Here is a 16167-nt window from a genome sequence, read left to right on the forward strand (position 1 = left end):
ACAGGCCGATGGTATTTTGGAAGGCGGCAAGGATAGCATACGCGCGCCCCTGCGAAGATTCTCCACAGGGGCGTTTTTCCGCAGCGGACGGGTGAAACGGATCAGTTGTTGAGGGTGAACTCGGTAAAGGACGCACCCGGCGGTTCGTTGCCCGGCTTTTGCTGCTGTTCGTCAAGCTGCCCCTGGCTATCCGGCCCATTGTTGAGCAGCCAGAGCAGGTTGGTGGCCGAATCCGCATTCGCCAGCGCCTCTTCCTGCGTCACCAGCCCGTCCTTCACCAACTTGAGCAGCGCGGTCTCGAAGGATTGCGAACCCGGCGACAGGCTCTTGTCCATCGCATCCTTGATCTGGCCGATCTCGCCTTTTTCGATCAGGTCGGCGATGTAGCGGGTGTTCAGCATGACCTCGACCGCGGCTTGGCGCTGGCCGCCGCCGGCGGACTTGATCAGGCGCTGCGAGACGATCGCCTTGACGCTGGACGCCAGGTCCTGCAGCAGGGCGGCGCGGTTTTCGATCGGGTAGAAGCTGATGATGCGGTTCAGCGCGTTGTAGCTGTTGTTGGCGTGGAGGGTGGCCAGCACCAGGTGGCCGGACTGGGCATAGGCCAGCGCCGCCGCCATGGTTTCCTTGTCGCGGATCTCGCCGATCAGGATGCAGTCCGGGGCCTGGCGCATCGAATTGCGCAGGGCGGTGGCGAAACTGGTGGCGTCGCTGCCGATTTCGCGCTGGTTGACGATCGACTTCTTGTTCTTGAACAGGTACTCGATCGGGTCTTCCAGCGTCAGGATGTGGCCGCTGCGGTGTTCGTTGCGGTGGTCCAGCATCGAGGCGATGGTGGTCGACTTGCCGGAACCGGTGGCGCCCACGATCAGGAGCAGGCCGCGCTTTTCCATGATCAGGTCGAGCAGCACGGGCGGCAGGCCCAGTTCGCCGATCGGGGGGATATTCGCCGGCACGAAGCGGAACACCGCCGAGATCGAGCCGCGCTGGCGGAATGCCGACAGGCGGAAGCGCCCCAGGTTGGGCACCGAGACGCCCATGTTGAGCTCGTTCTCGCGATCGAGCTCCTGCATCTGCTCGGGCGAGGCGATCTCGGACAGCAGCGAGGTGATGTTGTCGGGTTCGAGACGATGCTGGTTGATCGGGATGAGGTTCCCGTTGATCTTGATGTGCACCGGCGAGTTCACGGCGAAGAACATGTCGGAAGCGTTCTTCTCCTTCATCAGCTGGAACAGGCGGTCCATGGCCATGGCATCGTCTCCGTTGTAATGGTGTGCTAAAGCTGGTTGGACGCGTGGGCGTAATTCCGGGCATTGCCCGAAATTACCCTGCCCACCTACAGACGGCGATCCGGTTTTCGTAGGGTGGGCGGTTTTGCCGCCCACGCGTTCAACCAGCGCGGTAACAGCCGATCAATCCCCGCGCAGCAGCTCGTTGATGCCGGTCTTGGCGCGCGTCTTGGCGTCCACGCGCTTGACGATCACCGCGCAGTACAGGCTGTACTTGCCATCTGGGGACGGCAGGCTGCCCGACACCACCACCGAACCCGAAGGAATGCGGCCGTAGCTCACCTCGCCGGTTTCGCGGTTGTAGATCTTGGTCGACTGGCCGATGTACACGCCCATCGAGATCACCGAGTTCTCTTCGACGATCACGCCTTCGACGATTTCCGAACGGGCGCCGATGAAGCAGTTGTCTTCGATGATGGTCGGGTTGGCCTGCATCGGTTCCAGCACGCCGCCAATGCCGACGCCGCCCGACAGGTGCACGTTCTTGCCGATCTGGGCGCAGGAGCCGACGGTGGCCCAGGTGTCGACCATCGCGCCTTCGTCGACGTAGGCGCCGATGTTGACGTAGGACGGCATCAAGACCACGTTCTTGCCGATGAAGCTGCCGCGCCGGGCCACGGCCGGCGGCACCACGCGGAAGCCGCCCTTGGCGAAGTCTTCGGCGGTGTAGTCGGCGAACTTGGTCGGCACCTTGTCGTAGAACTGCATCCCGCCGCCGCCCGCCACCGGCACGTTGTTCTCGAGACGGAAGGACAGCAGGACGGCTTTCTTGATCCACTGGTTGACGACCCAGTCGCCGCTGCTCTTCTCCGCCACGCGCAGGCTGCCGGCATCCAGGCCGGCGAGTACGTGGGCGACCGCGTCGCGCAGCTCGGCAGGGGCGTTGGACGGGCTGAACTCCGCGCGCTGTTCCCACGCGGTGTCGATGATGTTCTGGAGTTGTTGGGTCATGATGCGCTTATCTGGTTAGGTTTATTCGGTGGTGCTGCCTGGCCGCAGGCCCTTGCAGAACTCGACGATGCGGTTGGCGGCTTCGAGTCCTTCGTCGACGCTGGCTACCAGCGCCATGCGGATGCGGTCGCGGCCCGGGTTGAGGCCGTGCGCTTCGCGTGCAAGATAACTGCCTGGCAAAACCGTCACATTATATTCGGCGTACAGGCGGCGTGCGAATTCAAGGTCCGACAGGCCGGTACGGCGCACGTCGGCCCACAGGTAGAAGCCGGCGTCCGGCAGCTCGACGTCCATCACTTCCTTCAGCAGCGGGGTGATGAGCTGGAATTTTTCGCGGTACAGCGCGCGGTTTTCCTGCACGTGGTGCTCGTCGTTCCATGCGGCGATCGAGGCCGCCTGGATCGGCGGCGACATCGCACCGCCGCTGTAGGTGCGATACAGGAGGAATTTCTTCAGCAATTGCGGATCGCCCGCCACGAAGCCCGAGCGCATGCCCGGTACGTTCGAGCGCTTCGACAGGCTGGAGAACACGACCAGGTTGGCGTAAGGGCGCTCACCTTCGCTGCGGCCCAGCGCGTGCGCCGCTTCCAGCGCGCCCAGCGGTGGGGTGGAACCGACATAGATCTCGGAATAGCACTCGTCCGCCGCGATAGCGAAACCGTGGCGGTCGGACAGCGCGAACAGCTGTTCCCAGTCTTGCTGGGTGAGCACGGCGCCGGTCGGGTTGCCCGGCGAGCAGACGTAGAGCAGCTGCACGCGCGCCCACACGGCGTCGGGCACGCTGCCATAGTCGGGTGCGAAGTTGCGGCCCGGTTCGGAGTTCACGTAATACGGGGTGGCGCCGCTCAGGTAGGCCGCGCCTTCGTAGATCTGGTAGAACGGGTTGGGGCTCATGACGAGAGCGTCGCCACCTCTAGCGTCCACCACACACTGGGCAAACGCGAACAGCGCCTCGCGCGAGCCGTTCACCGGCAGCACCATCGTGGCCGGGTCCACCGCCGGGATGCCGTAGCGGTGTTCCAGCCACCCGGCAATGGCCGCGCGCAAGGGCTCGCCGCCATGGGTGCTGGGGTAGACCGACAGGCCGGCCATCGAATGCATCAGGGCTTTCTCGATGAAGGCGGGCGTCGGGTGTTTCGGCTCGCCGATGCCGAGGCTGATCGGGCTGTGGGCAGGGTTCGGCGTGACGCCGGCGAAGAGCCGGCGCAACTGTTCGAAGGGATAAGGGTGGAGCTGGTCGAGATGTGGATTCACGTCGGTACCGGTGGGTGCGCGTTTGGATATGCAGGCAATGATTCAGCCAATTATAGCCCGTGGGCGGAGAAGCGATCGATGGGTGCTCCAGCCTGCCACTATGTCCGTTTCCGCACTGAACGGCTTCGTGCGCGGCCGTATGCTGGTATCAGGAAGTCAACCCAGGTACCCAGCATGAGCAAGCCAAGTTTCGCCGACAGGCGCACCACGGGGTCGTCGGTTCCGCCGGCCATCGAGAAACGCCGGGCCGCGCCGCTGTCGCTTGCTGCCTGGAAGCAATTTGTCAGCGTAGCCAAACCGTATTGGTTGGGAGAAAAGAAGAAGCAGGCATGGTTGTTGCTGTTCGCGCTGCTGGTGCTGATGCTGGTCGAGACCAAGCTGGCGGTGATGCTGAACAACCAGGCCGGCGAGATGACCTCGGCACTGGCCGGGCGCGACGGCGACCGCTTCTGGACCGCGGTGCGGGCCTGCCTGTACACACTCGCGTTCGCGGTGCCGGTCTACGCCTTCTATTATTTTATGCGCGACCTGTTCGCCAACCAGTGGCGGCGCTGGCTCACCGGGCGCTTCCTCGACGGCTACCTGAAGGGACGCAAGTACTACCAGGTCGGATCCGACAGCGAGATCGACAACCCCGACCAGCGCATCAGCGAAGACATCAACACCTTCACCGGCAGGTCGATCCACTTCCTCTTGATCTTCATCGGCTCCATCATGCAGCTGGTGGCCTTCAGCGCGGTGCTGTGGTCGATCTCGCACGTGCTGGTCGGCGTGCTGGCCTTGTATGCGCTCACCGGGACCGTGGTAGCCCTGTACGTCTTCGGCAATCCGCTGATCCAGCTGAATTTCTGGCAGTTGCGGCGCGAGGCGGATTTCCGCTTCAGCCTGATGCGCCTGCGCGAAAACGCCGAATCGATCGCTTTCTACCGCGGCGAAGCCCAGGAACGCGCGCATATCGACGGAAAACTCCAGCTCGCGATCGACAACTTTACCCGCCTGATCCGCAAGCAGTGTTCCCTCAACCTGTTCCAGCGTACCTTCAGCCAGCTGACCCTGGTGCTGCCGTTCATGATCCTGGCCAACGGGGTCCTGTCGGGCGAACTGGAAGTGGGCAGGGCGGTGCAGGCGGCCGGCGCCTTCACGGCGGTGCTGGGCGCGGTGGGCGTGATCGTCGACAATTTCGAAAGCCTGAGCCGCTTCGTGGCGGGCATCGGCCGCCTGGAGGCCCTGTCGCAGCTGGTGCTGCCTGACGCCGGCCCCAAGGCCGCGCCCACCGGGCCGCGCATCGAGACCCGCCAGGGCCCGCAGCTCGAGTTGCAAGCCCTGACCCTGCATCCGCCGCAATCGGAGCGGGTGCTCATCAAGGAACTGTCCCTTTCCCTGGCGCCGGGCGACGCGCTGCTCATCACTGGCGAAAGCGGCTGCGGCAAGAGTTCGCTGCTGCGCGCGATCGCGGACCTGTGGCACACCGGCAGCGGCGTGATCCAGCGGCCCGCCCTGGACCAGTTCTTCTTCCTGCCCCAGCAGCCCTACCTGCAGGCTGGCACGCTGCGCAGCCAGCTGATCTACCCGGGCCCGCATACCGGGGTGAGCGACGCCCAGCTGCTCGAGATCCTGCAGCAGGTCCAGCTGCCGCGCCTGGCCGCGCAGGTGGGCGGCCTGGACGCGGTGCACGACTGGGAAAAGCTGCTGTCGGTCGGCGAGCAGCAGCGCCTGGCCTTCGCGCGGGTGCTGGTGCACCAGCCGAAGATCGTCATCCTGGACGAGGCCACCAGCGCCCTCGATGCCGGCAACGAGGCGCACCTGTACGCGCGCCTGCGCGCCGGCGGGGCCACGCTCATCAGCATCGCCCACCGCGAGGCGGTGCTGCGCCACCACACCCATGTACTGTGTTTGAAGGGCGAGGGCGCCTGGGAATTGCATGCGGCGCAGCGCGGCCCGGCGGATGCGGCGCCATCCGGGCAGCGCGGCGCCGCCGCCGGGGAGTTGATGGTTTTGCACGGATAAGGCCGTACAATGCGTGCATGAACGAGCACGCATCATTTCGCACCATGGGACCGCGCGGCCTGGACCAGGCCTTGCAGGATGCGCGCCGGCGCACGCTCGGCCTGTTCGATGCGCTGGCCGGCGCCGGCTATGGCGAGCGAGCGCGGGTGCCGCAGCTTGCCATCGTCAATCCGCCGCTGTGGGAACTCGGCCACCTGGCCTGGTTCGCCGAATGGTTCGTGCTGCGCGCAGCGCGCAGCAGCGCGCCGGGCGAGGCCGGCGGTCATTCGCTGCTGGCGCACGCCGATACCTGGTTCGATTCGAATACCATGCCGCACGGCGCGCGCTGGTCGCTCGACCTGCCGGCGCCGGACCGGCTCAAGACCTATTGCCATGAGGTGCTGGAGCAGATCCGGGCGCGTCTGGCATGCGAGCCAGAGGACGATGCCGCCCTCTATCCTTATCGCCTGGTGCTGGCGCATGAAGACATGCATGGCGAAGCGCTGGCGTACACGCTGCAGACGCTGGGCGTGGCCGCGCCCCTGGAAGTCGCCGGCCTGGCCGGCGGTGGCGGGGCGGCGTGCTCCCCGGGCGTGCTCGCCTGCGCCGGCGGCCGTCTGCTGCTGGGCGGGCAGCAGGCGCGCGGCTTCGTGTTCGACAACGAAAAACCCGCCTTCCCGTGTCCGGTCGCGCCCTTCGAGATCGATGCAGACCTGGTGTCGAACGCGGACTACCTCGCCTTCATGCGCGAAGGCGGCTACCGGCGCGCCGACTGCTGGAGCCAGGCCGGATGGGACTGGGTGAGCGCGATCGGCCGCGCGGCGCCGCGCTACTGGCGCCCGGATGGCGCGGGCGGCTGGCTGGAACAGCGCTTCGGGGTCCTGGTGCAGCTGGAGCCGCACGCGCCGGTGCGTCATGTGAGCCTGCACGAAGCGCAAGCCTATTGCCGCTGGGCCGGGCGGCGCCTGCCGCTGGAGCAGGAGTGGGAGTTCGCCGCAAGCGCAAGCACAAGCAATGAGGGCCTGCGCTGGGGACAGCTGTGGGAGTGGACGGCCTCGCCCTTCCAGCCCTATGCGGGCTTCGCCGCGGATCGCTACCGCGAATATTCGGCACCGTATTTCGGCAGCCGCCAGTGCCTGCGCGGCGCATCGTTCGCGACACCGCCCCGCCTGCGCTCCCCGCATTTTCGCAATTTCTACCAGCCGGAGCGCGACGACATCTTCGTTGGTTTTCGCACCTGCGCAGCGTGAGCGGGCGGTGCAATGATTGACCCGCTGATCCTTGCCATCGACAACGGCACCCAGAGCGTGCGCGCCCTGCTGTTCGACCTGAAGGGCGATATCGTCGCCAAGGCCCAAGTGCCGCTGCTGGACTACACCAGCGCGCAACCCGGCTGGGCCGAGCACGAGCCGGAAGGCTTCTGGCAGGCCTTGTGCCAGGCCTGCCGGCTGCTATGGACGCAGCCCGGCGCCGAGCGTGCGCGCGTCAAAGGCGTCGCCGTGACCACCCAGCGCGGCACTGTCATCAACGTCGACCGCGAGGGAGCAGCATTGCGCCCGGCCATCACCTGGCTCGACCAGCGGCGCACCGAGGTCGTGCCGCCCATCGGCCCGCTGTGGCGCGGCGCCTTCAGGCTGGCGCGGGTGAGCGGCACGGTCGACTACTTCCGCGGCGAAGCCGAGATCAACTGGATCCGCGCGCACCAGCCGGATGTCTGGCAAGCCACCCACAAGTTCCTGCTGCTGTCGGGTTACCTCAACTGGCGCCTGTGCGGGCGCTTCGCCGATTCCTCCGGTTCGCAAGTGGCCTATCTGCCCTTCGATTACCGGCGCCGCCGCTGGGCCGCTAGGGGCGACTGGAAGTGGCAGGCGCTGGCGGTGGAACCGCACATGCTGCCCGAGTTGCAGGAGCCCGGCACCCGCCTGGGCGAGATCGGCCCGGAGGCGGCGCTTGACACCGGCATCCCGCAAGGCCTGCCGCTGCTGGCCGCGGCCGCCGACAAGGCCTGCGAAGTGATCGGGGCCGGCTGCAGCGCGCCCCAGGTCGGCTGCCTGAGCTACGGCACCACCGCGACCATCAACACCACCAGCACCCGCTACCTCGAGGTGACGCCCTTCGTGCCGCCGTATCCGGCGGCGATTCCCGGCGCCTACAGCACCGAGGTACAGGTGTTCCGCGGCTACTGGATGGTGAATTGGTTCAAGGAACAATTCGGCCACCACGAGCAGTCGCGCGCCTTGCTCGAAGACGTGGCGCCCGAGCACCTGTTCGACGCCATGGCCAATACCGTGCCGCCCGGTTCGATGGGCCTGATGCTGCAACCCTACTGGACCCCGGGCATCCGGGTGCCGGGGCGCGAGGCGAAGGGCGCCATCATCGGCTTCGGCGACGTGCACACGCGCGCCCACGTCTACCGCGCCATCCTGGAAGGCCTGGCCTATGCGCTGCGCGAAGGGAAGGAGCGGATGGAGCGGCGCGGCGGCGCGCGCATCACCGAATTGCGCGTGTCGGGCGGCGGCTCGCAGAGCGACGCGGCGATGCAGCTCACCGCCGACATCTTCGGCCTGCCGACCGCGCGCCCGCATGTATACGAGACGTCCGGGCTGGGTGCGGCGATCGACGCCGCCGTCGGACTGGGCCTGTATCCGGACTTCGCCACGGCGATCGCGGCCATGACGCGGGTGGGCAAGGTGTTCGAGCCCATCGCGGCCAACCAGGCGGTCTACGACCGGCTGTACCGCGAGGTGTACCTGAAGATGTACCGCCGGCTGCAGCCGATGTACCGCACCATCGCGGACATCACCGGCTACCCGAAACAGATCTGAAAGACTATTTTGCCAGCGCCCGCTGCATGGCGTCCCAGGCATAGCCGCCACCGACCGCCACCACGCCGTTGCGCCCGGCCGCCTTGGCGTCGTACATGGCGCGGTCGGCCGCCAGGAACAGCGATCGGATGTCGTCGCACTGGGTCGGCACGAAGGTCGCCGCGCCCACGCTGACGGTGACGAAGTCGGAAGTGGTCGAGCGCGGGTTGGGCACCCGCAAGCGCTCGACGTCGGCGCGGATCGACTCGGCCAGCTTGGCCGCGCCCGCGTACGGGGTGTCTGGCAGCAGCAGCACGAATTCCTCGCCGCCGTAGCGCGCCGCCAGGTCGGTCGCACGCAGCGCATGGGCCTGCAGCGTGCTGGCGATCGCCTGCAGGCACTGGTCGCCGGAGGCGTGGCCGAGCAGGTCGTTGTACAGCTTGAAATGGTCGACGTCGAGCACCAGCAGCGACAGCGGGCGGGCAGTGCGGATCGCGCGCTGCCATTCGCGCTCCAGGCAGGCGTCGAACTGGCGGCGGTTGGCGATGCCGGTGAGCGGGTCGGCCATCGCGGCGCGCTGCAGCACGGTCTCGGACTGCTTGTGGTGGGTGATGTCGTGCAGCAGGGCCACGTGGAGCTGCTCGCCCGAGGCCATCGGCGACAGGTTCAGGTCCATCGGGCGCAGGCTGCCGTCGGGCTGCTGCAGCAGCACTTCGCGGGTGCCGCGGCAGCGCGCGATGGTGGCCGCGTCGAGGTCGCCGCGCCGGTCGAAATAGGCCGCGTAGTCGTTCGCCGCCGGCCCGGCCAGCAGGGCGGCCAGCGGCCGGCCCGCCAGCTCGGTCTCGCTGTAGCCGAGGCAGCGTTCGCCGGCCGGGTTGGCGTACTGGATGCAGCCATCCTGGCCAAGCAGTACCAGCCCTTCGTCCATGCCCTCGACGATCATGCGCAGTTGCCTGGCCTGCTGGGTATCGGAGCGGCTGGCCGACCGGGAACTGAGTTGGGCGCGGACGCGCGCAATCACCTCGGGCAGGCGCAGCGGCTTGGCGATGTAGTCGGCCGCGCCCTGGTCGAAGCCGGCGACGATGTCTTCGGTGTCCGAGCAGGCGCTCACGAAGATGACCGGGATGTCGGCGGTAACCGGGTTCGCCTTCAGGCGGCCGCAGGTTTCCAGGCCGTCCAGGCCGGGCAGCATGACGTCGAGCAGGATCAGGTCGGGCTGGACCCGCTGGGCGAGGTCGAGCGCGCGCTCGCCGGAAATGGCGACGAAGGTGCGATAACCCTGGCCGCGCAGCATTTCCTGCAGCAGGCCGAGGCTGGCGGGGGCATCGTCGACGATCAGGATCGCGGCCTGGCGCGTGGGCGCCGCGGGCGCGAAAGCAGGGTGAGTCATGCGCGTGGAAGGCTTAACCGGAAAAATATCTACCGGAAATCATACTCCGTTCGCCCTCACTTGCGGCAACATTTGTTGCCACAACCACATAAATCGTACTGAAATTTGTACCGGAGTTGTACCGCTACTACTTTTCAGCAACCACCAGTGTTGACTGATGGTTGCCCTGGCGAATGCCTCGTGGTACTTACAGCATGTCCTTGATCAGCTTGCCCAGGATGGCGATGCCCTCACGGATGCGTTCCGGCGGCACGGTCACGAAGGACAGGCGCAGGGTATTGGTTTCCGGCTCGTTGGCATAGAAAGGCGCGCCCGGCACGAAGGCCACGCGCGCGGCCAGCGACTGGTCGAGCAGTTTCATCGCGTCGATGCTCTTCGGCAGGGTCACCCAGATGAACATGCCGCCTTCCGGTTTGGTCCAGGTCACGCTGCTCGGGAAGTGCTCGAGCATCGCGTCCAGCATCACCTGGCACTGGTCGCCGTACAGCTTGCGGATGGTCGGGATGTGCTGGTCGAGGAAGCCGTCCTTGACCACTTCGTGCACCACCATCTGGGTCAGCTGGGCGGTGTGCAGGTCGGCCGCCTGCTTGGCCAGCTCGAGGCGGCGCACCAGCGGCAGCGGGGCGCAGACGTAGCCGAGGCGGATGCCCGGGGTCAGCACTTTCGAGAAGGAACCCATGTAGATGACGCCGTCCGGGTTCATCGCGACCATCTTCGGCATCGGCTCGCCGCGGTAGGACAGGGTGCCGTAGGGGTCGTCCTCGATCAGCGGCAGCTGGAGGCGGGCGCAGGTCTCGACGAGTTCCTGGCGGCGCTCGATCGACAGCGAACGGCCGGTCGGGTTCTGGAAGTTCGGCAGTGCGTACAGCAGGCGCGCGCCTTGCGCCACGCCTTCGATCGATGCTGGCACCAGGCCGTGCTCGTCGGTGTCGACCGATTTGAATTCGGGACGGTAGACCGAGAACGCCTGCAGGGCGCCGAGGTAGCTCGGGGTTTCGACCAGCACGCGGCTGCCTTCGTCGATCAGGACCTTGCCCAGCAGGTCGAGCGCCTGCTGCGAGCCCGAGGTCATCAGGATCTGTTCCGGCAGGATGCGGCTGCCTTCCGTGGAGAGCGAGTTGGCGATCCATTCCCGCAGTGGGCCATAGCCGTCGGTCGGGCCGTATTGCAGCGCGACCTTGCCGTTCTCGCTCAGGACCTTGTCGTACGCCTCTTTCATGCGCTCGACCGGGAAGGTGGCTGGCGATGGCAGGCCGCCGGCGAAGGAGATGATCTCCGGACGCTGGGTGATCTTCAGGATTTCGCGGATGAACGAGCTTTGCAGCTGCGCCGCGCGTTCCGAAAACTGCCACTGGATGGGGTTGGGATTCTCGATTTTCATGCTCTATCTCACAGGAAGGGGCCACACGGGTAGTGCCGGGCCATTATAAAGCACGCCGGATAGGCGGCTTCAGGGATGGGCCGGGCCGGGTAGGCCCGGCCCAAGATCGTTATTAATTAAACAAATGCAATTCCGCTTAAACAAATGTTTAAGCGACTTCAACGATCATTTCGATTTCGACGCAAGTACCGCGCGGCAGCGACGCCACGCCGAAGGCCGAACGGGCGTGCTTGCCGGCGTCGCCGAAGATTTCGCCGATCAGTTCCGAGCAGCCGTTGGTAACCAGGTGCTGCTCGTTGTATTCCGGGGTCGAGGCGACCAGGCTCATCAGCTTGACGATGCGCTTCACGCGGTTCAGGTCGCCGCCGACGGCTTCCTGCAGGGTGCCGATCAGGTCGATGGCGACCGAGCGCGCGGCGGCCTGGCCGTCGGCGGTGGTCTTGTCCTTGCCCAGGATGCCGGTGTTCGGCGAGCCGTCGGCATTCTTGGCGATGTGGCCCGAGATGAACACGAGGTTACCGGTCTGCACGTACATGACATAAGCGGCGGCCGGGGTGGCCGGCGCGGCCAGGGTGATGTTCAGTTCTTTGAGTTTGTCGTAGACGGACATGTCATTTCCAGGTTTGCAGTGGATGAATCCGATATTGTACGACTTGCCCGTCGCGCTGCCCATCGTTCTCGTCCGTGCCCGACCGGTTCAACCGGCAGGGCGGGCCGCGACGCGCCGGCGCAGGGCGTCGTCCAGGTCGTCCGCCGACTGGCCGGCCTTGCGCACCGCCTCCAGGATCGCACCGGCATCCCGGCCGCCAGGACGCGACGCTTCCGCCAGGCCCCAGGTGCGGGCGGCGCGGCTGCCACTGCGGCAATAGATCAGGACCCGGTCGGGGCCGGCAGCCAGGGCCGCCTGCAGCTGCTCGACCGCGGCATCCGGAATGGCGCCGGGTTTCACGGGGACGTAGGTGAAGCGCATGCCCTGGGCCCGGGCCGCGGCCGCCATCGCGGCGGAGCCGGGCTGGTCCGGGGCTTCGCCGTCCGGACGCAGGGCGACGATGGCGGTATACCCTTGCGCCTTGAGCTGCGCAAGATCGGTCTCGCGCAGCTGGCCGGCAACGGCAATGCCGGGCGCGATCTCGGCGCTGCGCGGCGCCGGATCGGCCGCCAGCACCGGCGCGCCGGCGCCAGCCAGGCAGGTGATGACGAAGGCAGCGGGGCTCCATGGGTGCATGTCGTTTCCTTTCATGTGCGCAGTCCCATATTGTACGTCCGCCCGGGCCGGTTCGGCAGCTTCACGACCGGCGTACCGCCATTCGGCGTCCCGCGAACACGACGGCGGCCACCGCCATCGCGAAGGCGCAGTTGAGCAAAGTGAGCGCCTCGCCCAGCAACAGGGCCGCACCAAGCAGGCTCAGGAAGGGCTGCAGCAGCTGCACCTGGCCGACCCGCGCCACGCCACCCAGCGCCAGGCCGCGGTACCAGAAGAAGAAACCGATGAACATCGAGACCGCCGTGACATAGGCGAAGGCGATCCAGGATGCCGTTCCCACGCCGGCCAGGTCGGGCGTGCCATGCCACAAGAGCACCGGCAACAGCACCGGGGCGGCCAGCACCAGCGCCCAGCAGATGGTTTCCGGCCCGCCCAGGCTGCGCGACAGGCGGCCGCCTTCGGCATAGCCGACCGCCGCTGCCGCCACTGCGCCGAACACCAGCAGGTCGGCGCGGTGCAGGCTGCCGCCGCCCTGGGCCAGGGCGAAGGCGATCACCAGGCTGGAGCCGAGCAGGGCCATGCCCCAGAAGCCGCGCGAGGGGCGCTCGTGGCCGCGCAGCGCCGCGTACAGGGCCGTGACCAGCGGCAGCACGCCGACCAGCAGGGCGCCGTGCGCGGCCGGCAGGGTGCGCAGGGCGATCGAGGTCAGTAGCGGGAAGCCGACGATGCAGCCGCCCGCCACCAGCGCCAGCGGAACCAGCGCGCTGCGCGGCGGCAACGGCGCGCGGCGCCAGGCCAGCCACCCCGCCGCCAGCAGGGCGGCGCCCAGTGCCCGGCCGAGCGCGACGAACACCGGGTCGAGTTCGGCGACGGCCATGCGGGTGAAGGGCACGGTGAGGCTGAACATCGCCACGCCGAGCAGGCCGAGCAGCATGCCGCGGTTCTCCATCCTGGCCAGGTCGGGGTGGGCGCCGGAAGTGGCGGTGGGGCAGGCGGCAGACATGGGGACTCCTTCGAAGGTGCTTGCGGCAAGTGTGGGTACAGGTCTATCATAGCGCTGCGGACCAATACAGTCCCAGTACACTTAAGCACTTAATTTCCTCACTGTGATGGTTAAATGACCAATACGCCCGTCTTGACCCTGGCGCGCGATTCCGGCGAAGCGCTGGCCGATCAGATCGTGCGCCTGGTTGCCGCCCGCATCGACGAACGCCTGCTGCGGCCCGGCGCGCGCATGCCGTCGATCCGCCAGTTTGCCGGCGCGCACGGAGTATCGCCGTTCACGGTAGTGGCCAGCTACGACCGGCTGGTGGCGCAGGGCTACCTCGAATCGCGGCGCGGGTCCGGCTTCTTCGTGCGCGAGCGGGTGCACAGGTCGTCCGTGGCAGGGCTGGCGGCGAGCGCCGCTCCCATGCCAGCGGCAACCCTCGATGTCGCCTGGCTGATCCGCAGCATGTTCCGCCAGGCCCCGCTGCAACGCTCGCCCGGCGCAGGCGTGCTGCCGGCCGACTGGCTCGACGGCCCGGCAGTGGCCAAGGCCCTGGCCAGCCTGAGCCGGCAGAACAGCGCCGGCTTCCTCGGCTACGGCGCGCCGCAAGGCTTCCTGCCGCTGCGCCAGCAGCTGCAACTGAAGCTCGCCGAATTCGAGATCGAGGCGCCGCCCGGGCAGATCGTGATGACGGTGGGGGTCACCCAGGCGCTCGACCTGGTCGCGCGCGAGTTCTGCCGCTCCGGCGACACCATCCTGGTCGACGATCCGGCCTGGTTCCTGATGTTCGGCTCGTTCGCGGCGATGGGCTTGAACGTGGTCGGCGTGCGCCGCCTGGCCGATGGACCGGACCTGGGCCAGCTGGCCGAGCTCGCGGCGCTCTACCATCCCCGCCTGTACGTGATCAATTCGGTGCTGCACAACCCGACCTCGACCTCGCTGTCGGCGGCCAAGGCTTTTCAGGTGCTGCGCCTGGCCGAGCAGTTCGACTTCACTGTGGTGGAAGACGACATCTATGCCGACCTGCATCCCGGAAATGCCACCCGCCTGGCGGCGCTCGACGGGCTGCGCCAGGTGATCTACCTGGGCGGCTTCTCAAAATCGATGGCGCCGAACCTGCGCGTCGGCTTCATCGCGGCGTCCGGCGAACGGGCGGAGCGCCTGGCCGACCGCAAGATGCTGGCCACGCTGACCACCAGCGACATCGGCGAGCGGGTGGTGTACAAGATCCTGTCCGAGGGCCTGTACCGCAAGCACCTGGACCGGGTGCGCAGCCGGCTCGATGCGGTGCGCCCGAAGGCCTTGCGCCAGCTGGAAGCGCTCGGCCTGCGCCCGGAGCCCTCACCCGGCGCGGGCATGTTCGTGTGGGTCGATGCCGGCTGCGATACCAATGTGGTGGCCGCGCGCGCCATGCACGAAGACCTGCTGCTGGCGCCGGGCAGCCTGTTCTCGCCGAAGCAGCTGCCGTCGACCTGCATGCGCGTGAACGTGGCGGCGTTGCAGGATGCGGACACGCTTCGTTTGCTCGAACAGGCGCTGAGGACGTGAGCGATGTCCAATCGCGTGATTGTCCTGATCAGTCGACGCTCGCCGGGTGCGAAGCTTGTGGTCGCCTCGTATTCACGGCCACCGCTGCCATGATCGCTTGAACCTTCGCTTCGGGTCCATTAGCCGTCGTATATTTCTTGAAGCGGATCAGCCGAAAGCAATCAGTCCCGGAGGTCAGCGTGAAATTGTGTGAATGTTTACCTTCAAGCTCCAGGTATGCTGCTTCTCTTTCTGATGAACGTTGATGCGACATGGCAGAGGTAGCTTGGGACTGGGTCCTTTCACTCGCAGTGATAGGGATAATCGCGCTCTACCTCATCTTCCGACTCCCCGGGCAGCGCTGGCCGCGACCGATGGCCGTGACAGCCGGGGGGGCGATCGTGTCCTTGTTTTTCGGGGATGCCAGCGCGCTCTGGCCCATTCTGCTTACCGGTGGCATCCTGACGGTCTGCAGTGCGGTAGCACAGCGCAAATAGCCGCGTCGAGCTCTTCTGGGCTATACACTTCCGGCCAAAGGCGGAAATTCGACTGTAGTCAATTACCGAACTGAACAACGCGACGCAGAGCGATTGCTTTCACTGCACAAACTTGATTGGACTTCAATGAAAATGCAGCGCCTGCTAACTCTGTCGTGGGCATCGATCGCCTGCACGACCAGCCTTGTGGCAGCTGCTCAAGCCATTCCAGATCCTCAGTCGGCCAGTGTTGAATCCTGTGGTCTCGGACTTCCTCCCAATGCTGGTGGCTTTGCAAGGCAAGAAGCACAGCGTGCGTCTGAGGAAAAAACCAATGGATTTTTGCGGGTGTGTGAAGCAGACCTCCAGCGCTACTCAGTCACATTTGTTTCAATGGTTGCGGCAACCGATGGCTTAGCGTTTGAGCCGGTCGACTTACTCAATACCCCTTTCGCCGAGCTTGACAGCCTCGGTGGCCGTTCCGAGACTGTAACGGACACCAAGTCGCGCTGTATCGCGGTTTTCGTACTCCCGAGGGCTATACCTTGACTCTTTTCGAGCACGATATGTCCGCAGACGGTTCCAGCATGTGGCGGGACCCCAAGGACGAGCCCGAACGCGTCAATGGTTTACCGGCCCGGTTGTCTGTCTTTCAGGCCAGTTCCGGGAGATCGGTCTCAGTTCTTTCTTGGCTCCAGGGAAGACGCTATTACGAAATTTGGCTTGACGCCAATCGGGCACGCAATCCAACGCGCGCTCGCTTGTTCGAGTTTGCTCGTTCGCTTCCGTTCGTCCAAACTTATGCAAAGCTAGCCGTTGTTATCCAAAGCTGCCGTGCCGTTGGATTCCTGCTTCGCCGGGGCCGGTTTCGTCCCGCACTTGCGCGCAGGACCAGCGCCATCCCCTCCACAGGCAGT

General features: G+C 66.3%; 13 protein-coding genes. 5 read left to right on the plus strand and 8 right to left on the minus strand.

The features are described 5' to 3' along the window. Positions 1 to 101 precede the first annotated feature (101 nt). From AC56LU_RS20035 to dapC, 3 genes are all read right to left on the minus strand, one after another. Positions 102 to 1250, minus strand: coding sequence for a PilT/PilU family type 4a pilus ATPase (locus AC56LU_RS20035; RefSeq protein WP_497177371.1), 1149 nt, complete (start codon positions 1248 to 1250; stop codon positions 102 to 104). 162 nt (positions 1251 to 1412) lie between these two features. Next, positions 1413 to 2240: a 2,3,4,5-tetrahydropyridine-2,6-dicarboxylate N-succinyltransferase gene (gene dapD, locus AC56LU_RS20040; protein ID WP_497177372.1), complete on the minus strand. Its 828-nt coding sequence runs from the start codon at positions 2238 to 2240 to the stop codon at positions 1413 to 1415. A 21-nt stretch (positions 2241 to 2261) separates the two neighbouring features. Then, positions 2262 to 3494, minus strand: coding sequence for a succinyldiaminopimelate transaminase (gene dapC, locus AC56LU_RS20045; protein WP_497177373.1), 1233 nt, complete (start codon positions 3492 to 3494; stop codon positions 2262 to 2264). A 174-nt stretch (positions 3495 to 3668) separates the two neighbouring features. On the opposite strand from dapC, the gene AC56LU_RS20050 reads away from it, so the two are divergent. From AC56LU_RS20050 to AC56LU_RS20060, 3 genes are read left to right on the plus strand one after another with little or no spacing between them, the layout of a single operon-like run. Continuing rightward, complete coding sequence (locus tag AC56LU_RS20050; protein WP_497177374.1) at positions 3669 to 5501, plus strand: ABC transporter ATP-binding protein/permease; 1833 nt, start codon at positions 3669 to 3671, stop codon at positions 5499 to 5501. Between the two features lie 17 nt (positions 5502 to 5518). Then, positions 5519 to 6730, plus strand: a complete 1212-nt coding sequence (gene senA, locus AC56LU_RS20055) for a selenoneine synthase SenA (RefSeq protein WP_497177375.1) — start codon at positions 5519 to 5521, stop codon at positions 6728 to 6730. Between the two features lie 12 nt (positions 6731 to 6742). Beyond that, positions 6743 to 8305: an FGGY-family carbohydrate kinase gene (locus AC56LU_RS20060; protein ID WP_497177376.1), complete on the plus strand. Its 1563-nt coding sequence runs from the start codon at positions 6743 to 6745 to the stop codon at positions 8303 to 8305. Positions 8306 to 8309: 4 nt separating this feature from the next. On the opposite strand, the gene AC56LU_RS20065 is transcribed toward AC56LU_RS20060, so the two are convergent. The 5 genes from AC56LU_RS20065 to AC56LU_RS20085 form a co-directional block, all read right to left on the minus strand. After that, on the minus strand, positions 8310 to 9674 hold the full coding sequence (locus AC56LU_RS20065; protein WP_497177377.1) for a diguanylate cyclase: 1365 nt from the start codon (positions 9672 to 9674) through the stop codon (positions 8310 to 8312). 187 nt (positions 9675 to 9861) lie between these two features. Continuing rightward, positions 9862 to 11055, minus strand: coding sequence for an aminotransferase-like domain-containing protein (locus tag AC56LU_RS20070; RefSeq protein ID WP_497177378.1), 1194 nt, complete (start codon positions 11053 to 11055; stop codon positions 9862 to 9864). 148 nt (positions 11056 to 11203) lie between these two features. Further along, on the minus strand, positions 11204 to 11665 hold the full coding sequence (locus tag AC56LU_RS20075; protein ID WP_497177379.1) for a RidA family protein: 462 nt from the start codon (positions 11663 to 11665) through the stop codon (positions 11204 to 11206). An 87-nt stretch (positions 11666 to 11752) separates the two neighbouring features. Continuing rightward, complete coding sequence (locus AC56LU_RS20080; protein WP_497177380.1) at positions 11753 to 12280, minus strand: protein tyrosine phosphatase family protein; 528 nt, start codon at positions 12278 to 12280, stop codon at positions 11753 to 11755. Between the two features lie 61 nt (positions 12281 to 12341). Further along, positions 12342 to 13262 (minus strand): DMT family transporter, encoded by a 921-nt coding sequence (locus tag AC56LU_RS20085; RefSeq protein ID WP_497177381.1) that lies wholly within the window; start codon positions 13260 to 13262, stop codon positions 12342 to 12344. 114 nt (positions 13263 to 13376) lie between these two features. Between AC56LU_RS20085 and AC56LU_RS20090 the strand changes: the two genes are divergently transcribed. Next, positions 13377 to 14795 carry an aminotransferase-like domain-containing protein gene (locus AC56LU_RS20090; RefSeq protein ID WP_497177382.1) on the plus strand — a complete coding sequence of 473 codons (1419 nt, stop codon included), beginning with the start codon at positions 13377 to 13379 and terminating at the stop codon, positions 14793 to 14795. Positions 14796 to 15397: 602 nt separating this feature from the next. Continuing rightward, positions 15398 to 15799 carry a hypothetical protein gene (locus AC56LU_RS20095; RefSeq protein ID WP_497177383.1) on the plus strand — a complete coding sequence of 134 codons (402 nt, stop codon included), beginning with the start codon at positions 15398 to 15400 and terminating at the stop codon, positions 15797 to 15799. Positions 15800 to 16167 lie beyond the last annotated feature (368 nt).

This window comes from Telluria sp. PB2R4, from assembly GCF_059685695.1.